This window comes from Leucobacter sp. MMO-125 (genome assembly GCF_037148395.1).
Lineage (GTDB): Bacteria > Actinomycetota > Actinomycetes > Actinomycetales > Microbacteriaceae > Leucobacter.
Genome location: NZ_JBBCTL010000002.1, coordinates 144397 through 167123 on the forward strand (window position 1 = coordinate 144397; position 22727 = coordinate 167123).

Annotated in this window: 16 protein-coding genes; 9 read left to right on the plus strand and 7 right to left on the minus strand. The window is 65.4% G+C overall.

The features are described 5' to 3' along the window. Positions 1-346: 346 nt before the first annotated feature. From WFI54_RS05445 to WFI54_RS05465, 5 genes are all read left to right on the plus strand, one after another. Positions 347-1165, plus strand: coding sequence for a MoaF C-terminal domain-containing protein (locus WFI54_RS05445; protein ID WP_336651781.1), 819 nt, complete (start codon positions 347-349; stop codon positions 1163-1165). A gap of 46 nt (positions 1166-1211) precedes the next feature. After that, positions 1212-2393: an ABC transporter substrate-binding protein gene (locus tag WFI54_RS05450; RefSeq protein ID WP_336651782.1), complete on the plus strand. Its 1182-nt coding sequence runs from the start codon at positions 1212-1214 to the stop codon at positions 2391-2393. 124 nt (positions 2394-2517) lie between these two features. Further along, positions 2518-3393 (plus strand): branched-chain amino acid ABC transporter permease, encoded by an 876-nt coding sequence (locus WFI54_RS05455; RefSeq protein WP_336651783.1) that lies wholly within the window; start codon positions 2518-2520, stop codon positions 3391-3393. Next, positions 3380-5143, plus strand: coding sequence for a branched-chain amino acid ABC transporter ATP-binding protein/permease (locus WFI54_RS05460; protein WP_336651784.1), 1764 nt, complete (start codon positions 3380-3382; stop codon positions 5141-5143). Before WFI54_RS05455 ends, WFI54_RS05460 begins: the two co-directional genes overlap by 14 nt. Next, the gene (locus WFI54_RS05465; RefSeq protein WP_336651785.1) at positions 5140-5835 is read left to right on the plus strand and encodes an ABC transporter ATP-binding protein; all 696 of its coding nucleotides are present in this window, start codon (positions 5140-5142) and stop codon (positions 5833-5835) included. The genes WFI54_RS05460 and WFI54_RS05465 overlap by 4 nt, the downstream gene beginning before the upstream one ends. Positions 5836-6543: 708 nt before the next feature. Here WFI54_RS05465 and WFI54_RS05470 read toward each other — a convergent pair. Next, positions 6544-8103, minus strand: coding sequence for a chitinase (locus WFI54_RS05470; RefSeq protein ID WP_336651786.1), 1560 nt, complete (start codon positions 8101-8103; stop codon positions 6544-6546). A 373-nt stretch (positions 8104-8476) separates the two neighbouring features. On the opposite strand from WFI54_RS05470, the gene WFI54_RS05475 reads away from it, so the two are divergent. Beyond that, the gene (locus WFI54_RS05475) at positions 8477-10714 is read left to right on the plus strand and encodes a glycosyltransferase family 2 protein (RefSeq protein ID WP_336651787.1); all 2238 of its coding nucleotides are present in this window, start codon (positions 8477-8479) and stop codon (positions 10712-10714) included. Here WFI54_RS05475 and WFI54_RS05480 read toward each other — a convergent pair. Both WFI54_RS05480 and WFI54_RS05485 read right to left on the minus strand, forming a co-directional pair. Continuing rightward, on the minus strand, positions 10698-12575 hold the full coding sequence (locus WFI54_RS05480; RefSeq protein ID WP_336651788.1) for an FAD-dependent monooxygenase: 1878 nt from the start codon (positions 12573-12575) through the stop codon (positions 10698-10700). The two genes, WFI54_RS05475 and WFI54_RS05480, sit on opposite strands and share 17 nt — an antisense overlap. 107 nt (positions 12576-12682) lie before the next feature. Continuing rightward, on the minus strand, positions 12683-13498 hold the full coding sequence (locus tag WFI54_RS05485) for an SDR family NAD(P)-dependent oxidoreductase (protein WP_336651789.1): 816 nt from the start codon (positions 13496-13498) through the stop codon (positions 12683-12685). A 302-nt stretch (positions 13499-13800) separates the two neighbouring features. On the opposite strand from WFI54_RS05485, the gene WFI54_RS05490 reads away from it, so the two are divergent. From WFI54_RS05490 to WFI54_RS05500, 3 genes are read left to right on the plus strand one after another with little or no spacing between them, the layout of a single operon-like run. Further along, positions 13801-15879 (plus strand): primary-amine oxidase, encoded by a 2079-nt coding sequence (locus tag WFI54_RS05490; protein WP_336651790.1) that lies wholly within the window; start codon positions 13801-13803, stop codon positions 15877-15879. A 35-nt stretch (positions 15880-15914) separates the two neighbouring features. Next, positions 15915-17552, plus strand: a complete 1638-nt coding sequence (locus tag WFI54_RS05495) for an amidohydrolase (protein ID WP_336651791.1) — start codon at positions 15915-15917, stop codon at positions 17550-17552. A gap of 36 nt (positions 17553-17588) precedes the next feature. After that, on the plus strand, positions 17589-17900 hold the full coding sequence (locus tag WFI54_RS05500; RefSeq protein WP_336651792.1) for an EthD family reductase: 312 nt from the start codon (positions 17589-17591) through the stop codon (positions 17898-17900). A gap of 9 nt (positions 17901-17909) precedes the next feature. Here WFI54_RS05500 and WFI54_RS05505 read toward each other — a convergent pair whose 3' ends face one another. The 4 genes from WFI54_RS05505 to WFI54_RS05520 are packed head-to-tail and all read right to left on the minus strand — an operon-like array spanning position 17910 to position 22726. Next, positions 17910-20321: an arylsulfatase gene (locus WFI54_RS05505; protein WP_336651793.1), complete on the minus strand. Its 2412-nt coding sequence runs from the start codon at positions 20319-20321 to the stop codon at positions 17910-17912. Between the two features lies 1 nt (position 20322). Continuing rightward, entirely contained in the window at positions 20323-21117 is a 795-nt protein-coding gene (locus tag WFI54_RS05510) for an ABC transporter ATP-binding protein (RefSeq protein WP_336651794.1), read from the minus strand. Then, positions 21114-21950 (minus strand): ABC transporter permease, encoded by an 837-nt coding sequence (locus WFI54_RS05515; RefSeq protein ID WP_336651795.1) that lies wholly within the window; start codon positions 21948-21950, stop codon positions 21114-21116. The genes WFI54_RS05510 and WFI54_RS05515 overlap by 4 nt, the downstream gene beginning before the upstream one ends. Then, on the minus strand, positions 21950-22726 hold the full coding sequence (locus WFI54_RS05520; RefSeq protein WP_336651796.1) for an ABC transporter permease: 777 nt from the start codon (positions 22724-22726) through the stop codon (positions 21950-21952). The genes WFI54_RS05515 and WFI54_RS05520 overlap by 1 nt, the downstream gene beginning before the upstream one ends. Position 22727: the final 1 nt, after the last annotated feature.

The following is a 22727-nucleotide window of genomic DNA, read 5'->3' on the forward strand; positions in this document are numbered from 1 at the left end:
GCCGCTCAGGCCCGCGCCCAGTCAGATATCTGCGCGGGCTGATCTGCCCGCGCGCCCGATCCGCATCTCATAGGCAGCGCTTGTGGCGCGCCCTCGTGCGGGCCCGAGGCACCCCGCGTGCAGACCCGAAGCGTGCCCGCGCAGGCCCGATCCGCCCCCGCGAAGCATCGCGCACGCAAGCCACCGAAACCGAGTCGTGATACTCGTTGACCGATAGCGCACGATCATTGTCGCTGGCGGTGCTCGCGGGCCACCGAAGCTGCCGGAGTGCCTACATTGAGAATCGTATTCCGGATGTTGCGGCCTCCGCAGCGCATTCCGACTTCATCAAAGGAGACGAAGAAGAATGACCGAACCTCAGATCGCCGACGCCAGCGACGAGCGCCGCGGTGTCGACGAGTGGGCCACCTACGACGAGTTCGCAGCCGGCATCGACACGTACCGGCTGCCGAACGTTTCGCTCGAGGGCCGCCGGCTGGCGCTCACCCTCGACGATGGCAGCTCGTTCACCGTCGACTTCGGCACGGAGCGGGCGAGCTGGAGTGCGAGCGGGAGCATCGCCGCTGACGGCACCGACGACCCCTACGATGCCGTGCAGGTGCGCAGCGATGTGTTCTTCGTGAATCTGCCGCTGGAGTCGCGGGATCGCGAGGCCGTCACCGTGGTCTGGTCTGAGCGCACCGGTCGCGCGATCGTCACCCACTCGCACATCGACGCCGAGCGCGTAGAGGGCGAGCCGCAGGTGAAGCAGGACTTCTTCGCAGCCGAGGTCGAGGGCATCGACGCGACAGGCGACACCCCCGCAGAGTCACGCGACCTGATCGGCATGCGCAACCTCTACCGCTACAGCCCCGAGCACCTGTACGAGCACGTCTACATGTCGACCGAGCGCTACGCCTGGCAGAACCTGCAGGGCGTGCAGCGCGGCCACGGCGACATGGACCTGTCGACGGTGTGGAAGCTCGATGACGGCCTCTACCTCTTCTGCTTCCGCGAGTTCCGCATCTCCGTCGCGAGCGTGTGGCTGCACGATCTGGGCTACCAGCTCATGACCACGGGCATCTTCCTCGGCATCAACGGCAGCGGCGAGTCCGAGCACTCGCGCGCCGGCGGCCACATCTACCCGCTGGGCAATGTCAAATACCCAGATATGCAGCCCGTCTGAACCTGAACTTCACCAATCCCCTTCACTCATCCGAGAGGACACACCAATGAAATCACGCATCCTGGGTGCCGCCGCGCTGACCGCGACGGCCGCGCTCGTGCTGAGCGGCTGCGCGGGCAGCGACGGCGGCGGTGAGGGCGCGCCGATCAAGCTCGGCTCCGTCAACACCATCTCCGGCCCGGCAACCTTTCCCGAGGCTTCAGAGGCGGCGGCCGCGGTCTTCGACAAGGTCAATGCCGAAGGCGGCATCAACGGCCACATGATCGAGTACAAGGCCACTGATGACAAGGCCGACCCGGCCACCGCTACCGCTTCGGCGCGTGAGCTGGTCGGCAGCGACGAAGTGGTCGCTCTGGTCGGTGGTGCCTCGCTGCTCGACTGTGAGATCAATGCGAAGTACTACGAGCAGGAGAATGTGCGCTCGATCCAGGGTATCGGCGTCGATCCCGGCTGCTTCAACTCACCCAACATCGCCCCCGCGAACATCGGCCCGTTCAACGACACCACGCTCACCATGCTGTACGGCTCGGAGGAGCTCGGCCTTGAGAACCTCTGCGTGCTCACCAGCGTGATCGGGTCGACCGGTCCCGCTTACCAGGCCGCAGTGGATCGCTGGAGCGAGATCACCGGCAAGAAGCCCGTCTACGTCGATGACACCGTGCCCTACGGCGGTGCTGACTACACGCCATACGTGGTGAAGGCTCGCGAGGCCGGCTGCGACGGCGTGGTCACGAACAACGTCGAACCCGACGCGATCGGCATGCTCAAGGCGGCAAACCAGCAGGGCTGGGACGACGTCACCTTCCTGATGCTCACCTCGGTCTACAGCGAGAGCTTCGCGAAGGCTGTCTCGAACAGCGCCGCCGGCGTCTACGTGCCCGCCGAGTTCTACCCCTTCACTGAGGACAGCGAAGTCAACGCCGACTGGAAGGCACTGATGGAGGAGAACGACATCACGCTCACCTCCTTCAGCCAGGGTGGTTACTTGGCTGCGACGTTCATGGTCGAGGTGCTGCAGAGCATCGAGGGCGACATTACCCGTGAGAGCGTCAATGATGCCCTCGCCAACATGGATCCGATCGAGAACCCGATGATCGCCTACCCCTACCAGTTCGACAAGATCGCCGCGCAGGATTACGAGCCCGGCGGCTGGCCCGTCGTGCTGAAGTCGGGCACGAACGCCTGGGAGAAGGCAGCCGAAGACTGGCTGATGATCCCGGCGAAGTAGCGGCCGGTTCGCAATCGCACCCGGTGCGGCTGAAGCACTCGCTTCGGCCGCACCGGGCACTCCGTTTCAGACCTCGAAGGATTCCCATGCTTCTCACTTCCCATCGCACGCCGGGGAGGCACCCGTGAACGGCGGGGCCCTGCTGCAGGGCGCGCTTTCGGGCCTCGCCGCCGGCGGCGTCTACGCCGTGTTCGCGGTGACACTCACGCTCATGTCTCGCCTGGTGCGCGTCGTCAATTTCGCGCAGGCGGCCACGGGCATGTTCGCCGCGTTCGTGGCGGTCTGGTTCGCCAGCAAGCTCGGCCTGCCGGTCTGGCTGGCGACGATCGCCGGGATTCTGGTGGGCGCGCTGCTGTCAGCGCTCATCGGGTGGATCGCGGCAACGTGGCTTTCGGATGCGGATCTCTCGACCCGATCCGCTATGACTGTGGGGCCGTTCCTGCTGCTGATGTCGCTCTCATACATCTTGTTCGGCAACAAGCCGCAGCCCTTCGCCCCGATCTTCAACGGCCCCGCGTTCACGATCTCCGGGGTGGTGGTGAGCTGGGTCACCGTGATCACCGTGACGCTTGCGGTGATTGTCGCCGTGGCTGCGGCGCTGGTGCTGCGCAAGACCACGATCGGCACGAAGCTGCGCGCGCTGTCTGATCGCCCCACCACGGCCGAGCTCATCGGCATTTCGTCGAAGCCGCTCGCCATCGGGGTGTGGGCGGTAACCGGCGCCGTCAGCGCGATCACGATCCTCATCATCGCCCCGACGCAGTCAAACGACGCGGTGACGCTGTCGATGCTCATCATTCCCGCGGCAGCTGCGGCGCTGCTCGGTGGCTTCAAGAGGCTGGATCTCGCAGTAGTCGGCGGTTTGCTGCTGGGCCTCATCAACGGCATGGTGGCTCAGATCAACGAGCTAGCGCTGGTGCGCAACTTCGTGCCGCTCATCTTCATCGTCATCCTGCTGCTGTGGTCGCAGCGAAAGGAGGTGTGGGATGCTGCTCGCTAATCGGCGCCTGCGCACCGTTCTGCCCCTTGTCATCGCGATCCTCGGGATCGGGATCGGCTGGGCCCTGAGTGTCGGGCTCTCCGGATACGTTGTCTACCTTGCCATCAGCATGGTCACTGCGACGATCTCGCTGCTCGGCCTCGGCATCGTAACCGGCTCGGCGGGGATCATCGCCCTCTGCCAGCTCACCTTCAGCGCCATCGGCGCGTGGGTAGTCACGTTCCTGAACAAGAACGAGGCGCCTGGCGGCTTCATCGTCTGGCTAGTTGCGGGCGCACTGGTCGCCGCTCTTGCAGGCGTACTACTGGGGCTTCCGGCGCTGCGACTGCGCGGCGTGAACCTGGCCGTGGTGACTCTGGGCGCTGCCGCCGCTGTCGACGTGCTGCTGGTGCAGACGCAGTTCCCGGGGCAGCAGGACGGGCTCTCGGTGGAGCGTCCCGGCCTCTTCTCGAGCGACCGCGAGTACTTTTTCTTCGCGGTGATCGTGCTGGTGGTCTGCATTTACCTCGTGTTCCTGCTGCAGCGCAGCCGGGTGGGCAGCAGCTGGAAGGCTGTGGCGTTCTCCGAGCGCGGCACTGCTGCTGTGGGCCAGAGCGTGCGTTTGGCGAAGCTGTCAGCGTTCGCGATGAGTGCGGCGCTCGGTGGCGTCTCGGGCGGCCTGCTCGCGGGCCAGGTGGGGATCCCCTACGCGTCGAGCTTCACACCGCTGATGTCGATCGCGTTCTACATCCTCGCGGTGATGAGCGGCACCTACCTGATCGACATGGCCATCTTCGGCGGCGTGCTGTGGGTGCTGGTGCCCGAACTACTGAAGCGCTGGGGCGTGCCGCAGGACTGGGGCTTCGTGATCTTCGGTCTGCTCGGCATCCAGGCGATCACCGGCGGATCGAACCTCGGCGAGGTGATCCGAGGTGGCTTCCGTAAGAGCGCGAGGAAGCGCCGTGCGGCCCAGGCCGAGACCGCGTCGAACGATGTGGGCACCACGGCGCTCGATGTGTTCGCGGTGCCGGAGGCGGCGGAGCCGATTCCGGCGGATGCGGCTCCGGTGCTCGAGGTGCGCAGCCTGGGCGTGCAGTTCGGCGCGCTGAAGGCGAATGATGATGTGTCGTTGCAGGTGCGGCCGCGCTCCATCATGGGTCTGATCGGCCCGAACGGTGCCGGCAAATCGACGTTCGTCGACGCGGTGAGCGGCTTCCTGCCGCAGCACACCGGCACGGTGCTGCTCGACGGCGAAGACATCACCCGGCTGTCGCCGGTAGCACGCGCCCGGAAGGGGCTGCGTCGCACCTTCCAGCAGGATCGGGTGCCGCCGCAGCTGTCGGTGGAGGCGTATGTGCGTTTCGTGGCGCGCAAGCGTCTTGACCATGATGAGCTTGCTGACGCGCTCGCCTTCTTGGGCTGCCCGCCTCCGGAGGAGCAGCTGGCGAACGTCGACGTGGGCACGCGGCGTCTCATCGAGGTGGCGGCTGCGGTGCTGTCCGGGCCTCGGGTGCTGATTCTCGATGAGCCTGCGGCTGGCCTGTCGCACGAGGAGCATCTGCAGTTCGGGCATCGACTGACACGCATCCCGTCGCGTTTCGACACCGCGATCGTGGTGATCGAGCACGATCTCGATCTGGTGCGCTCGGTGTGCACGGAGCTCACCGTGCTCGACTTCGGCAAGGTGCTCGCCCAGGGCCCGACGCGCGAGGTGCTTGACGATCCCGCGGTGGTCGCCGCGTACATGGGAGATGCGGAGATAACGCAATGAACGAACTGCGGTTGAGCGGCGTGACGGTGCGCCGCGGGGCGGGCCCGGTCGTGTCGGATGTCGATCTGACACTGCAGGAGGGGCGGATCGTCGCTCTCGTCGGGCCGAACGGTGCCGGCAAGACGAGCCTGCTGGAATCGGTATCGGGAGTGATCGATCACTCTGGCGGCGATATCACGCTCGGCAGCGAGTCGATCGCGAAGTGGAGCCGGGTGCAGCGCTCGCGTGCGGGCATCGCCCATATCGAGCAGGGACGCGCGATCTTCCCGTCGCTGACCGTGCGCGAGAACCTGCTGCTCACCGCGAAAAACGATGCGGGCGTGCAGGCGGTGTTGCAGTCGTTTCCCGAGCTTGAGAAGCGCATCGATTCGCAGTCGGTGCTGCTGTCGGGCGGCGAGCAGCAGATGCTGGTGCTCGCCCGCGCGTTCGCATCGAAACCGCGCTTCCTGCTGATCGACGAGATGTCGCTCGGTTTGGCGCCTGTGGTATTCATGCGGTTGCTGCCGCTGATTCAGCAGATTGCGGCGTCCGGGGTGGGAGTGCTGCTCGTGGAGCAGTTCACGCATCTCGCTCTCAGCATCGCCGACGACGCGATGGTGGTGGCGAGCGGCCGGGTGAGCCACCCGCAAGGGCCGGCGAAGCAGCTCGCCGACGATGAGGCGCTGCTGCGTCAGGCGTATCTAGGCGGCTGAGTCCGCACGCACCAAAGCCTCCCGCCCCTGGTAGTCGAAGGGGCGGGAGGCTTTGGTGCGTGCGGCTGCTTAGACGGCTGCCGTGGAGTTCTCTACGCCTCGCGTCTGCGGCGATCGAACAGTGAGAACAGCACCCCACCGGCGCTCAGCGCCGCACCTGCAACACCGGGCATTGCCCCGCCTGATCCGCAGCATCACCACCCTCAACCACCTTGTTCACCCGCACCGCACCCCAAAATGTCCTCGCAAAAGCGGGCGAAATCGCGTTGCGGTCGTAGTGCAGAGCCGCATGGTGGGTGAGCGTTTCATTCGAGGACGTCGAGACAGCGTGAGATCAAGCGGCGAGTGCCCACCCGCAGCAGAAAGCTGCGCGCAGCCAGGGTCTTCAAGCATCATGATCACAAACCCCGGCGACACATCGATGGAAGAGTCGATGCCGGCGAGCAGCTCGGTCGGCTGAGCCGACGGCGGACGCAACGTCACGCTCGGCGCCGGAGTCGCCACATAGACGAGCCCCGAGGGCAACATTTCGAAAAGACCAAAACTGAACGGGGCAGCCGAAGGCGTCGGCTCCGACAGCACCTGCACAGTGAGCGATCCCAAACGATCAGTGTCAATATCAGCCGATGCGGCATGCACGGCACTCGCGCCGCCCACCGAACACTGTGAGATAGAGGTGCAGCTCGGAGCTTTCCGAGCGAAGGCGTTTCAATTTTCAGGATCAGCTGAAACTGGAGCTTGCTGGCTGACGAGGGCTTCAATCTCTGCCTCCGTGAGCGCTCGCCAGGGAGACTCCTGCGGCTGCACGAGGGACTCGTCGGGGCTGTCCCCCACAGAGAACCACTTTGCCTCGTAGCCCTCTCCATCAAACATCACGCGGTCTCCGCGCCGATATTCAATGTCTTTGCTCCACGACGGATAGGTCGCTTCGGGGAGCCGAAGTCGCTGCTGCGGCTTTTCGCCCGGGAGGACAGGGCCGATGAGGTGCCAGGGTTGTGAGCCCGAGTCATTGGCGAGATCTGGCTGATCGCCCTCGGTCCACCATTTGGCTTCATACACGTTGCGTTTCCAGACGATCTTCGTCTCAGCAGGATACGCAGCCTTCTCGTTCCAGATCGGGTATGGACTGGTATCAGGATCGTCCTTCTGGGATACATCAGCACGAGCGGTATCCACAGCTTCCGCGATCTGGGAGATTTCGCCGGGGCGATGTTTGCTCAGGATCCGCGAAAAGTCTCCCCGCTCCTGTTCGACACCGCTGCAGGAATCCGAGACCTGTTTCGGGTCCGGCCAATTGTCAGCACACTGCTGATCACGATTGGCCGACCACATCGAAATCCGTCCCAGGCCCTTACGATCTGCGAACTCTGACAACGCTTGAGCGTCGGCGAGCGTGAAGCGCTCGTTGCGGGTGTCGTTCTGGCCGATCATTGGGGTCGCCGACACCTTGCTCCAGGCAGTTGCGTCGCCCATCGGCGCATTCACCTCTGCGTACAGTGAGCGCAGCTGTGCCTGCGTTGCTTGCAGGCTACGTTCGACCAGCTGGCGAAGGGGGGTCTTGCTGTCAGAACCGTAGTTCATGGTCATTGCGTTGATCCCAGCGAGGTCAACGTTCGCTTCCAGGTAGGTGCGCACCGCCTGCACACCATCGGAGGTAAGACCATCTGGCGACACCGGCAAGGTCAGCCAGACATCGAGCCCGCCTTCTCGAGCATTCTGCACCTGACGAATGGCCGCAGCCTGCCTCGCGATGCCGCCACTGTCGCGGAGGAACGCACCCTCGATGTCGATGTCAATGCTCCCCAGGCCATAACGCTCAACGACGCTCGAGTAGCCCTCGACGAGCAACTGAATATCTGTGCACCCATAGGCGATGTCGTAATTTGCTTGGCCCCCGAAGGAGACCATGGCCGTGCCGCCCAGGTTGCGCAGACGCTGCAATCTGCGGTCAAGATCAAGCGAGTACTCGGCTTCGTCAAGACTGTAGTAGCCGCCCCACGAAGGGGAGCAGGTGTTGGCTGGGTCAGCGACGATGAAGGAAAGCACGACGTTCTTTCGACCATCCTCGCGCGGAGACTCGAATGGGAACGTGGGCGTCGCGGTCACGTCGACGTATGCATCGAACCAGGGGGTGCGCTCGGCAGCTGCTTTCACGTCCTGCTCATGGGTCCAGCCGTAGAAGGCCGCGCCCGTCAAACTCGCCACGACGAGGATCAAGATTCCAAGCCGCGTCCACGAAAGCTTGCGCCCCGGAAACCACCGTGCCATCGACCGCTCCTCACACTGGTCGGTATCCGACGGACAGTGTCACCTTCACTGGGTCGGCCCCTCGACTATGCTATATGGTGCGCGAAGGCGGGTAGTGTCGCGAGTCGACAAGCGCCTTTCGTTGGTACCCAAATGAGCGGAGTCGCTCACTGACCATCGTCGAACGAGACACAGGTCTGCCGAGGAGGCAATGGTGGAAGAACCCCAGGCAGAGCTGCCTCGGCGTAGGCGACAGTGGGGCGCAGAGCGCCGCTCGGAGCCGCTCGCGATCATGCACTCGAGACCGAGCAAGTCGGCAATCGTATGGGCTCGAGCGGCAATCCTGATCACGATTCTCGCTTGGTTCTCCTATATGACCACCACCATCCTGCGCATGACGATCGAGGATCCCTCGCAGTCGTTCGTGTTTCATGTGCAGACCTGGGTATACGGCATCACGATCACCTCATTGACTTATTCCGCGCTCATGTACCTCATTGCTCGGTATGGCGCCCTGATCCGGTTTCGAGAGCACCGGCGCGTGGAACGGGCACTCATTGACGCCCACTTCGCCGAGTCGGAAGCTGACATCACCGTCTTAATTCCGAGCTACGACGAAGAGCCAGAGGTCGTGCGGTACACCCTCTGGTCGGCCGCGCTCCAGGAGTTCCCCAGTTTGCGCGTTGTGCTGCTGATCGACGACAACGAACGCGGCATGAGCGAGGATGCCCTGGCTCGCCTCAATCGCACCCGTGGGCTTCTCGGCGAGATCGCTGAGAAACTTGAGGTGCCTCGACAGCAGGCGATGGACGCGATGCGCCACTTCGAGACCACGACGCAAGCGGAGACCGTTCCCGAGGATGCGCGGCGCGCAGCAGATGCCTATACCGCTGCAATCCGATGGCTCGATGAGTTCGCAGCCTCGGAGAAGATCGAAGACCACATGGCTGAGTTCTTCGCAGAGCAGGTGCTCCTGGGCCTTTCGAATGACCTGAGCCTCACTCGCCTCGCCCTTCTCGCCGCCTACGAGCAACATTCCTCGCCTGACCGAGAACGCCTGCAGCAGCTCTATCAAAGACTCGTATGGATCTTCAGCGCAGATCTCGACTCCTTCGAGCGGAAGCGATATGCGTCGCTCTCGCAGGAGCCGAACAAGGCGATGAACTTGAACTCGTACCTCTCGCTCATGGGAGGGAGCTATCGCCTTTCCAGCGGGACTGGAGAACATATTCTCGAGCGCCTGCGTAAGCGCGACGCTGGAGAGCCTGATCTCGTGGTTCCCGATTCACGCTACGTGCTCACGCTCGACGCAGACTCACAGCTCCTACGTGACTACTGCGTTCGGCTGGTCTACCTGTTGGAGCAGCCCGAGAACGAGCGCGTCGCCGTCACTCAAACCCCCTACTCCTCGTTCCGTGGCGCCCCCACACGGATTGAGCGGATCGCCGGTGCAACAACTGACCTTCAGCACATCCAGCACCAGGGGTTCACCTATTTCAACGCGACCTTCTGGGTGGGTGCCAACGCAGTCATCCGCAAAGCTGCGCTTGACGATATCGCGGTTACCGAGACCGTCGGCGGCTTCGAGATCACCACCTACGTGCAGGACCGCACAGTCATCGAGGACACCGAGTCGAGCATCGATCTTGGCGCACACGGCTGGGAGCTGGAGAACTATCCCGAGCGCCTCAGCTACAGTGCGACGCCGCCCGACTTTGGTTCGCTCGTTGTTCAGCGCCGCCGATGGGCGAATGGCGGGTTGCTGATCATGCCGAAAATGTTCGAGATGATCGGAGCGAGAAGAGGCACCTCGACCCGGGTGCGTCTCCCCGAAAAGCTCCTCCGAACCAACTACATGTCGTCCATTGCCTGGGCGAGCTTTGGCCTCATTCTCCTGCTCTTTTTTCCGTTTGACTCGCGCCTCCTCAGCCCTCTGGTCGTTGCGGCGGCGCTGCCCTACTTCATTTCTCAGTCTCTCGATCTCCGCGCGAGCGGCCATCGAGTCGGTGACATCTTCCGCATCTACGGATTCAATCTCATCCTTCTTCCTGTCAACCTCGCTGGGGTGCTGAAGTCTCTGCAGCAGGGCGTGACAGGGCAGAAAATCCCCTTCGCCCGCACGCCAAAGGTCAAGGGGCGTACGTCTGCGCCCGCGACCTACGTGATACTGCCTTACGTCATTATCGCGTTCTCAATTGTTACGGCCTACCGAGACTTCAACCAGGGGAACTGGGGCAACTTCGCCTTCGCGAGCTTCAACGCCGTCATGGCGACTTGGGCGGCCATCTCCTACATTGGACTTCGCAATTCGATCGTCGACGCGGTGCTCGGTCTCGTCAGTTGGCTGTATGTCGCACCCAAACCACCGCGGAAGCCCAAGCAAAACCTCGTCGACCCCGATGCTCAGGTCAACTGGCAAGCCATTCTCTATCATGGCGACCGTCGACTGAGCCGGGACCTCGTTCGGTCAAGCGACCGGCGTCGCCGTCTGGGCACCGTGCGAAGTCAATTGCGAGACGGCGCAAAGCCCGAGAAAGCAGCGATCCTTGAAGGCGCCCAAGAGATCACCGTAGCGAGCCCCGAGGTTGTTGCGGATGTCGGAGTGAATCGTAGTCTCACTCGGCGGCCGTGAAAATCGGCTCGAAGAACGCGGCGAGTTCGTCGGTCGCCGAGAGCGGCAGCACCGTCGCGACATACTGATCGGGCCGCACCACCACCACGGCACCGTCGCGGCTCACCCCGCGCTCGTCGAAGATGTCGTTGCCCGGAATGGCAGCCCACGTCTTCTCGTAGTTGATGAGCTGGAACGGCCCGCGGCGCGGCATGAACAACGCCGGCACACGGCCCAGATCGATGTCGTGATACCCCTCCTGGTAGACCGCCTTCACATCGAAGCGGCTGTCGAGGTCGGCGCCCGTCGGAGTGAACCGGCGCACCGGGGAGTGCTCCGACGACAGCATCCACTCAGCCCACCGATTCAATGCCTCGGCGCCCGCATCGGCGAAGGCGTAGATGCGGTATCGCCCATCCGCGCGGTGGTGATGGCCCAGATGCGCAAGCACACCATCGGCAACCCGCACCGCCTCAGCAGACTTGAAGCGCTTGCCCACCGGGAATCCCGTCGCAAGACCCTGATGGGCCCCATCGCCGGTGAGCGTCGACGGCCCGTACTGCGTCATAAAGCCAGCCGGAAACTCGGCCGTCGCGATATAGAAATCCTCAAGCTCACGCGGCGACGCGAACTCCTCAGGCTTCTTCGCCATCAGCGTCGACCACTCCTTGTCGAAGTCGATCAGATTCTGCGCAATCACCCGCCGCTCCTCAGAATAGGTCTGCAGCAGCGACTCGGGGCTGCGACCCTCAAGCACATAGCCCAGCTTCCACGCCAGATTCCAGCCATCCTGCAACGACACATTCATGCCCTGGCCCGCCTTGGCGCTGTGCGTGTGGCAGGCATCGCCCGCGAGAAACACGCGCGGGGCACGCCGCCCGCCCTCGTGCGCGTCAGCATCATCGAAACGGTCGGTGAGACGGTGCGCCACCTCGTAGACGCTCCACCAGGAAACATCCTTCACATCGAGGGTGTACGGGTGCAGGATCGCATTCGCCCGGGCCGCGATCTGCTCGACCGAAGTCTGACGCACAGCCCCATTGTCGTGCTCACCGGTCTCGCCGAGATCGACGTACCAGCGCACCAAATAGTTGCCCTCGCGCGGGATCACCAGAATGTTGCCGCCGTCACCCGACTGAATGATGCTCTTTCGGCGAGTGTCCGGGAAATCGGTGACAGCGAGCGCATCCATCACACCCCAGGCGTGCATCGCCTGATCGCCCGCCAGTCGGCCCCCGATCGCTGCCCGCACGCGGCTGCGTGCACCATCGGCGCCCACCACATACTTCGCGTGCACCACTCGTATGCTGCCCTCGTCGGGGCCGGCCGTGCGCCGCAGCGTCACCGCCACGGGATACTCGCCTTCACCGACCTCAAGCCCTTCGAACTCGTAGCCGTAATCGACCCGCCCCCGCGCCGGCGAACGCTCTGCGAACTCGGCGAGGTAGTCGGCCACGCGCGTCTGATTGACGATCAGCTGTGGAAACTCACTGATGCCGATGAGGGTGTCCGGTGTGGTCGAGCTGCGGTGGATCTTGTGCGGATCCGCCGGGTCCGGCGTCCAAAACTCGGTATCGACAAGCTGGTATGCCTCCTGGATGATCTGCTCAGCGAAACCGAACGCCTGAAACGTCTCCACGCTGCGCGCCTGAATCCCATCAGCCTGACCTACCTCCAAGCGACCAGCCCGTCGCTCCACGATCCGCGTGGTGACGCCCGGAAACTGTGCGAGCTGCGCGGCTGTGATGATGCCGGCGGGGCCCGAGCCCACGATCAACACATCGACCTGTTCGGGCAGCTCGTCCGGTCGGTCCAGTCCGACCCCCGCAGCCGGCTCGATGCGCGGATCGACAGTGGTGTACCCGTTGTGGTGGAACTCCATCGTCCCACTCCCTTCTGTTCAGTGGTCGGCACCCGACCCTCGGCTCGGCAAACGAATCCACCCAGGCCCCACAGGCGAACGCCTCAGAGCCGAGAGCGGATCCGCCCCTACATACCTGCGTGCTCGAATGCGAGCGTGGGAAGATCAACGACGTGCGCGCCGCCATCGGCCATGATCACAGCGCCCGTGATGTACGACGACTCGTGCGAACCCAAGAAACGCACCACCGAGGCGATCTCCTCAGGCTCCCCCACCCGCTTCAGCGGCACATCGCGCGTGACGCGACCGTAGGCCTCATCGCGGCTCGTGAGCTCAGGCACATGGTTCATGAACTCATCCATCTCGGCATCCGCCATCGGCGTGCGGGTCCACCCCGGGCAGACCGCGTTCACGCGCACCCCGTGCACGCCATAATCTCGCGCCATAGACCGGGTCAGCCCGATGAGCGCGTGCTTCGTGGTGGTGTAGCCGGCCACCTTCGGGCCCGCGAAGACACCGGCGAGCGAGGAGATCACCACGATCTGCCCGCGGCTCTCCACGAGCGCCGGCAGCGCCTCACGCGACATCGTGAACGCCGTGGTGAGATTCACACGGATCGACGACTCCCACGTCTCGTCGTCGGTCTCGCCCACCGCATTGAAGCCGTGGCCGCCGGCGTTCGCCACCAGCACGTCGATGCGACCGAACTTCTCGAGGATCTGCGCCACAGCCGCCCGCGCCGACTCGCCATCGGCGGCGTCAGCAGCGATCGCGGTGCCACCGAGCCGGGTCGCGACCTCCTCAAGCGGGCCGATCCTACGCCCGATCAGCACCACCTGGGCACCCTCGCCCGCGTATCGCTCGGCAACCGCCGCGCCGATCCCCGTGCCACCGCCAGTGATCACGACGACCCGCCCCTGAACACCATTGTTCTGCTCTGCCATGAGGTTCCTTTCACCCGAGGCCCGTTGTCGCGGGCCGAAGCGACCCGTCCACCCTCATCATCGCCGCTTCCGGATGTCACGACGACGGGGTGGGCGCTCGCAGCCCAGCACTCTTCACGCTGAGTCAACTGCGGGCGGCTCAGCGCAGCTGAGAGCGGTGCCACACTGGCATCGTGCCCGCAGGATCAACCCCGCAGCACCCACGGTCAACGACCACGAGCCCCGCACGCTATCCAAATGCCAAGCCGATTGGGATACTGAGAGAGGACGCTCCACCGGTCACCACGACGAGGATGATTTCAATGACGCACGCCCCCGCCGGCCCGCACCAGCCCGACGCCAGCCACACGCACGGCAAGCGGGTCACCACCCCCGAGACGGCCGAGCACCCCCTCGATCCGCTCACCGGAGCCGAGATCGCCGAAGCCCGGCGCATCCTCGCCCAAGCCGGCCACTTCAGCGAGCACACCCGCGTGCCGCGCATGCTGCCCGTCGACCCTCCGAAAGCCGAGCTCGCGGCATGGCAACCGGGCGATCCACTCAACCGCCGCATCCGCGTCACCCTGCTGGACCGCAGCACCGGCGTCGCCTCCGAGGCGATCGTCGCCGTCACGCGCGGCGAGATCGACAGCCTGCAGATGCTGCCCAACACCGAGGCCCCCTACGGCCAGCCCCAGTACCTCTTCGAGGAGTACGAGGACGCCGCCGCCATCGTCAAGGCTTCCCCCGAGTGGCAGACCGCTATGCGCCGCCGCGGCCTCGCCGAGCACATGGAACTCGCCTTCTGCTCACCGCTCGCACCCGGCTTCTTCGGGCGCGAAGACGAAATCGGCCGCCGCCTCGTGCGCTCCCACACCTACCTGCGCTTCTCCGAGACCGACAGCCCCTGGGCCCACCCCATCGAAGGGCTCGTGGTGCACGTCGACCTCACCGAACGCCGCGTGATCCGCATCGACGACGAAGGCGACGTGCCCGTGCCCGAAGCGCACGGCAACTACACTCTCAACGTGCAAGGCCCCGCGCGCACCAGTCTGAAGCCCATCGAGATCACACAACCCGAAGGCCCCTCCTTCTCGGTCAACGGCAGCCTCGTGCAGTGGGAGAACTGGAAGTTTCGTGTCGGCTTCACCCAGCAGGAAGGCCTGGTGCTCAACCAGATCACCTTCCGAGACGGCGACGAAGATCGCTCCGTCGCGCACCGGGCCAGCGTGCCCGAAATGGTCGTGCCCTACGGTGACACCTCGGTGAGCCGCTACTGGATCAGCTACTTCGACGCCGGCGAATACCTGCTCGGTAAGAACGCGAACTCGCTCGCCCTCGGCTGCGACTGCCTCGGCGTGATCCACTACTTCGACGCCTTCGTGCCCGACGACCACGGCCACCCCGTGAACATCCCCCAGGCCATCTGCATGCACGAAGAGGACTACGGCATCCTCTGGAAGCACACCGACCTCGACGGCAACGCCGAAGTGCGCCGCAGCCGCCGACTCGTGGTGAGCTACTTCTCGACCATCGGCAACTACGACTACGGATTCTTCTGGTATTTCTACCTCGACGGCTCCATCCAGGTCGAGGCGAAAGCCACTGGCATCGTCTTCGCAGGCGCCGGAACCCCCGGCAGCGACGACCCCCACCGCACCGAGATCGCCCCCGGCATCTTCACCCCCGTGCACCAGCATCTCTTCTGCGCGCGCATCGACGCGGCCATCGACGGCGAAGACAACACGCTGCACGAGATCGAAGCCGTCGGCATCCCCATCGGCCCCGACAACCCCTACGGCAACGCCTTCACCTGGTCAGACACCCAGCTGAAGACCGAGCAAGAGGCGCAGCGCCTCGCCAACGGACTCACCAGCCGCGTCTGGGAAGTGCGCTCAGCGCACCGCACCAACCACGTCGGCAAGCCCACCTCCTACTGGCTAATTCCCGAGGGCAAGATGCTGCTCGCTGCGCAGCCCGAGGCGACCGTGCACGGGCGCGCGAACTTCGCGACGAAGCACCTGTGGGGCACCCAGTACCACCCAGAAGAGCTCTACCCGGCCGGTTTCCACCCCGGCGCCCACGCCCCGGGCGCGGGCCTGCCCGAGTGGACGAAAGCCGACCGCTCGCTCGACGGCGAGGACATCGTGCTGTGGCACGTTTTCGGCCCCACCCACATCCCGCGCACCGAAGACTGGCCCATCATGCCCGTCGACTACTCGGGCTTCTGGTTCAAACCGCACGGCTTCCTCGATCACAACCCCGCCATGGATCTGCCTGCAGACGCCCGCGCCTCAACCGTCTGCGGCAGCGACGGCGGCTGCTGCGCCGAAACCGACTGCCGCTGCTGCGCGGGCGACGCCTGCCACTGCGGCAACCCCGGCTGCGCCTGCGGCAAATAGCAACACCCATCCACCACCCACGTCTGGAGTCATCGATGACCACCCACCCAGAACTCATCCTCACCAACGGCCGCATCTACACCGTCGACCCAGCGAAACCCTGGGCCGAAGCGATGGCCGTCGCCGACGGCCGCATCCTCGCGGTCGGATCGGCCGAGGAGATCGGTGCCCTCGCAGGCCCCGACACCGAATCGCGAGACCTCGCAGGGGCCTTCGTCATGCCCGGCCTCATCGACGCCCACAACCACCACGCCCTCGCCGGCGAAGAGGAGCTGTTCCAGCTGCGCCTGCCCATCGGCGCCCACCTCGACGGCATCATCGCCGCCGTGCGCGAACACGCCGCAACACTGCCCGAAGACGCCTGGATCGTCGGCAGCCCCTGGGCCAGCGACCGCCTCGGCGAACTCAGCACCGCCGACGCGCTCGCGCAGCTCGACGAGGCCGCTGGCGGGCGCCCCGTCATGCTCTCCGACGACTCGCATCACAACCGCTGGGTCAGCTCGCGCGCGCTCGAACTCGCGGGCGTCGAACCCGACCAGGACGGCGTGGTCGTCGACGCCGACGGCCGCCACACCGGCGTGCTGTTCGAAGCCGCCGGGATCCCCGTCGCCCGCGCCCTGCGCGCCGCAGGCGGCCTCTCTGCCGAGCAGGACCGTCAGGCCTCGCAGCGCGGCGTCGAAATCTTGAACTCCTACGGCGTGACCGCGTTCCAGGACGCCGCCGTGTCGACGCCCACCCTGGAGGCGCTGCGCTCGCTCGACGCGAGCGGAGAACTCAACGCCTGGGTCGTGTCATCGATGCTCATCAACGACGAAATCTTCGGTTACACCCCCGTGGGCGAAGACCTCGTCTTCGACGGCGAGCGCTTCCGCACCGAGCACCACCGGCCCGACTTCGTGAAGATCTTTCTCGACGGCGTGCCCCCGACGCGCACCGGCGCGTTCATCGAGCCCTACCTGCCCGACGACGTGCACGGCGCCCACCACCACGGCGATACCCTGCTCAAGCCCGAAGAGCTCACCGACTGGCTGCGCCGCGTCGCCCAGCACGGCATCTCGGCGAAGATTCACTGCACCGGCGACGCCTCCGTGCACGCCGTGCTGAACTCGGTCGAGACGCTGCGCCGCGAAGGCTTCTCGGACACCCGCTACCACGTGGCGCACGGCCAGTTCATCCACCCCGACGACATCTCTCGCTTCGCGGAGCTCGGCGTCGTCGCCGAGATCTCGCCCTTCATCTGGGTGCCCGGCCCCATCGTCGACGCGATCCGCGAAGTGCTGCCCCGCGAACGGGCCGACCGCATGCAGCCCAACCGCGACCTGCTCGACGCTGGCGCCGTCGTGGCGGGCGGCTCGGACTGGCCCGTGTCGGTCTCGCCGAACGCGTGGGAGGGCATCCACGGCCTCGTCACCCGCGAAGACCCGAGCGGCCAGTACCCGGGCACTCTCTGGCCCGAACAGGCCATCACGCTCGACGAAGCCATCGCGGCCTTCACCATCGGCGGCGCCACCGCGCTCGGCCTCGCCTCCGAGACGGGTTCGCTCGAAGCCGGCAAGTCGGCCGACTTCGTGCTGCTCGATCGCAACCCCCTCGAGCACCCAGCGAACACGCTCGTGCACACCACCGTCGACGAGACCTGGTTCGCCGGGCGTCGGGTGTTCAACCGCAGCTGATCCGCCCCTCTCACCCACACGCCCCAGGAGGTCCACATGCACAAGCTCACCGTGCTCTACCCCGAACCCACCGACCGCGCCGCGTTCACCGACTACTACCTCAGCACCCACCTGCCGCTCTGCGCCAAACTGCCGGGCGTGCAGGAGATCACCTACGCGCTCGGCATCAGCGAACCCGGCGAGGGGCCGTACTTCGGCATCTTCCAGGCCAGCTTCGCAGACGAAGCGGCCCTCGGGGCGGCGCTCGCCTCGCCCGAAGGCCAAGCCGTCGAAGCCGACGTGCCCAACTACGCCACCGGAGGGGCCGTCGTCTTCCCGTTCGCGGTGGAGACGCTGCCCCTCGGCTGAGCGACCGGCTCAATCAGCCAGATCGGCGACAGCCTCGCCGATCTGGCGCAGCACCGTGCGGTCATGCTGCGAACGAGCACCCGGCACGTAACGCAAGCGCTCAATCGCGCCGCCCGTGAAGTGAAACCCGCCGCCGTGCCGCTCATGCAACTGCCAATCGACAGGCCCGCCGTAGTCGTAGCCCACGCTGATGCCCGTAAACGGCGCCATGCCCAGCAGCATCGGCACCTCGGAGATCTCAGCAGACAGCTCGCCGTCGACCTCCAGCCGCAACCGCCAGCGCAACCCTTCCAGCTCGTCGACACGCAGCACCAGTTCGCGAGCCCCCGGCCGCAGCGCCGCACCGCACGCACGATGCATGTCGCCATAGGCGTTGTACGCCAGCAGCGGGGCACCGTGCTCGATCGCCAGCAGGTATCCCCCGCCCTGATCGCCGTGCGCCACCACCACGCCCTCGGCCGCGACGGCGTGAGGCACTTCGGTGCCGGCTGCGTCGTCGACCGCTTCGGCACCGCCCGCATCGGTGCCGTGCAGCACGAGCGACGCCTCAACCACGAACGACTTCAGCACCGTGAGCTGCGCCGCACGGAACCGCTCAAGCGGTGGACGGAACGGCACCAGGTTCACTGGATCGGCGAGCGGCGCCTCAGACTCCGGGCGGTTCAGATGCAGCGAGTCGTCATCATCAAGCGGAAACACCGCATTGCCCCACGCCTCATCACGCCACCGCTCAGCAAGCGCCGCGGTGCGCTCCGGCTCCACCCCGGCAAGATCGCGAGTCTCAGTCGGATCATCGGCAAGGTGATACAGTTCCCACGCGCCGCCGGAAGCGCCATCCTCCCGCGACGGCGGCACCGGCGACACCGCCTTCCAATCGCCGTCGACCATCGCGCGACGCCCCACGCACTCGAAGTACTGCGCCTCACGCCCCTCGGCCGCCGCATCGCGCAGCACCCCGGCCACGCTTGCGCCATCCGGCTGCTGCGTGCGCCGCCCCCGCAGCTCGGCGAGCGCAGGCACCCCCGTCAACTCCAGGATCGTGGGTGCCAGATCCGACACAAACACGAACTGATCACGCAAACCACGAGCACGCACCGGCGCCGCCGGCCACGACACGATGAGCGGCGCGTGCACGCCGCCCTCGTAGGTCGACGCTTTGAACGAGCGGAACGGGGTATTCGACACCCGCGCCCACCCGGTCGGATACTGGCTGAACACCTGCGGGCCACCGATCTGCTCCAGCTCGCGCGGCACATCGCGTACCCACCCCTCTGGCACCGGGGCGGAGTGGCCGAACTGGGCGAAATAGCTGCGCGTGCCACTCGGCCCGCCCTCAGCGGTGCCGCCGTTATCGCTCGCAAGCACCACGATCGTGTTCTCCCGCTCGCCCAGGCGCTCCAAGTGGGCGAGCAGCCGGCCGACGCTCTGATCGACCTCGTCGACGGCGGCGGCGTAGACCTCCATATGGCGGGCGAACAGCGCACGATCCTCGTCGCTCAACGAATCCCACTGTGGAATGCGGTCCCCATCGGCAATCGCATCCGCGGGCAGCTCGGCGTGCGGCGGCACCACCCCAAGCTCGCGCTGGCGGGCGAACCGCGCCTCACGAAGCGCATTCCATCCCGCCTCGTAGCGCCCCCGATGCCGCTCGATATCAACCTGCTTGGCTTGAATCGGCCCGTGCACCGAGGTGTGTGCGTAATAGAGGAAGAACGGCTTCGCCGCATCGTTGACCCGCAACTCATCAATCATGGCGAGCGCCTCATCGGTCAGCTCATCCGTCAAGAAATAGTCATCAGGAAAACGCTGCACATCGACCACCGAATTGTCGCGCACCAGACGGTGCGGATGATGCAGCGAAGTGAAGCCATCCATGCTGCCGAAATAGCGGTCGAAGCCCCGCTGCACCGGCCACGACGACTTATCTGCGGCATCATGCAGACGAGATTCGAGCGTGAGATGCCACTTCCCCACCGCGAACGTGGCGTACCCGCCCGCCCGCAACGACTCCGCCAGCGTCGGCGCATCTTCCGGCAACTCGCACGTGAACCCCGGATACCCCGGATCAGTGTGCGCCACATACCCGAACCCTGCACGGTGCGGATTCAGGCCGGTCATAAGCGCCGCGCGCGCGGGCGAGCACATCGGAGCAGTGCGGTAGTTCGTGAACACCCAGCCGTCACCGGCCAAGGCATCGATATGCGGGGTGGGAATCTCGCTGCCGAACGGGCCAAGATCACTGAACCCCAGATCATCGACGAGCATCACAATCACATTCGGCGACCCCGACGCCGCAACAGGCCGCTCCGGCCACCACGGCGTCGACTCAGAAGCGAACTCAGCCGCACGCCCCCCGAACCCCTCGTAGCCACGGCGCGACGGGGATCCGTCGCCTCCTACCCGGCCCGCACGCTCGCCCACGCTAACCCGCCCGCCGGATCAGCTCAAAAACCGCCGTGCGCAGCTCAGCAAACTCCTGCGTCGCTCGCGTGGCGATCTGATCGCGCACGCGACCAAAGCCGACATCGATGATCTCAGTCACCCGCGCCGGCCGCTCGCCGAGCACAACCACCCGGTCAGAGAGATATACGGCCTCGTCGATGTCATGCGTCACGACGACAATCGTCATGCCGAACTCATCACGGATCTTCAGGCAGAGGTCTTCGAGCTCGAAGCGGGTCTGCGCGTCGACCGAAGCGAACGGCTCATCCATGATGAGCACCTCAGGGCGGTACGCGATCGCGCGCGCAATCGCCACGCGCTGCTGCATCCCACCCGACAACTGCCACGGATACTTCGACTCCGCACCCGAAAGCCCAACCGCCGCGAGCGCCGCGCGAATCCGATCCTCTCGTTCCGCAGCCGGCAGACGCAAATGTTTGAGCGGCAGGCGCACGTTCTTCTCCACCGTGAGCCAGGGCATCAGCGAGCGCGTGTACTCCTGGAACACCAGCGCCATCTCCTCAGGCGGGCCATCGATCTGCTTGCCATCGATCCGCGCCGACCCCGAAGTGATCGACTGCAAACCCGTCAGGCACTTCAGCAACGTGGTCTTGCCAATGCCCGACGGGCCCACAATGCACACGATCTCAGCGGCATACACATCGAAGGTGAGGTCGGCGATCACGGGCACCGCACCCTTCTTCGTGTCATAGGTCTTCGCGAGGCCTTGCACGCTCAAACGAGGCACGGCCCCGGCAGCAACTGTGGCGGTCATAGGTTCTTCTCCTGCTGTCGAATAGCGATGTACCAGCGCAGCACGCGGCGCCGGAAAGTAGCGAGCAGGGCGGTGGCGACATAGCCGATGATGCCCAGCACGAGAATGCCAACCCACATGTCGGCAATCATGAACGACTGCTGCGCGAGCAGCGTACGGGCACCCAGCCCGATCGACGACCCCAGCATCTCGCTCGCGATCATCACCACAAACGCGGTGATCAGACTCACCTGCATCCCCGAAAGAATGCGCGGGCTCGCCTCCGGCAATGCCACCGAGAAAATCCGGTCCCAACCGCCCAGGCGGTAGATGCGGCCCACCGCACGGCGATCCGGATCCGCCGCATGAATGCCATCAATCGTCGAAATGAGCACCGGAAACACCGCAGACAGTGTGATCGCAAGAATGCGCGTCTCGTTGCCGAAGCCGATGAGCGACACAAAGATCGGCACCAGCGCAACCGGCGGAATTGCGCGGAAGAAGTGGATCGTCGGCTCGACGAGCCACGACAGCCAGCGCGACATGCCAAGCGCGATGCCGAGCCCCACACCGATCACGCAGGCGAGCACGAAGGAAATCAGCAAATTGCCCACCGAAGATCCCAGATCTCCCCAGAACGCGGGAGTCGCAGCGAGCGACACCAGCCGCTCAAGAATCGTCTGCAACGGCGGGAAGAAGGTATTGGTGGAGTTCGCCGAGGCGAGCCACCACGCAGCCAAGAGCAGGATCGGCACCAGAATCTCGGCACCGATCAGCACCCACTTCGGGAGGCCACTGCGCTGCTGGCGCCGCGCCTCACGCGTGCGAATGAGCACGGTCGACGTCACGGTCATCAGGACACCTGCTTTCGGTACTGGGGGTGCCAGTGCAGCAGGCGACGCTCGCCCCACTGGCTGAGGCCCTGCACCACAAGGCCCAAAATGCCGAGCACAAGCACATAGGCGAACAGTCGCGGCTGATTGCCCGTGATCTGCGATTGCACCAGGCTCTGGCCAAGGCCCGGGCCGCCACCGATGAGGCCCGCCACCACCGCAACGATCAGCGCAGTGGGGGCGGCCACCCGCACCGCCGTGCCGATATAGGGCAACGCACTCGGCAACACAATGCTCCACAGAATCGATGCCCGGCTCAGCCCGTACGACTGGCCGGTGGCCTTGGCAACAGGGTCCGTGTCGAACACGCCAGCGGAAGCCTGCACCACAATCGACACGAAGCAACCAATGAACACCAGAAAAATGCCCATCCCAGCCGTCGGCCCCAGCACGAGCACCACGACGGGCAGGATCACGATCGGGGGAATCGGCTTCAAAAACTCCAGCGGCACCCGGGTGGCGTGCATCGCAAGCGGCGACACCCCGACACCGATCCCGAGCAGCACACCCGCCGCAGTCGCGATCGCAAGACCCAGGAGGGCCATCGAGACGGTATCCCAGGTGGCAGACCACATCTCAGGAGTGACGACCAGGCGGCTCAGCTCACCGATCGCCTCGCCCGCGGTGGGCAGCGGCGAGCCCGCAAGGGGGCCCGCCGCCGCCAACTGCCAGATGCCGAGTGCGATCAGCGCACCGAGGGCGCCGATCCCCCACTTCAGCAGTCGAGAGTCTTGCACG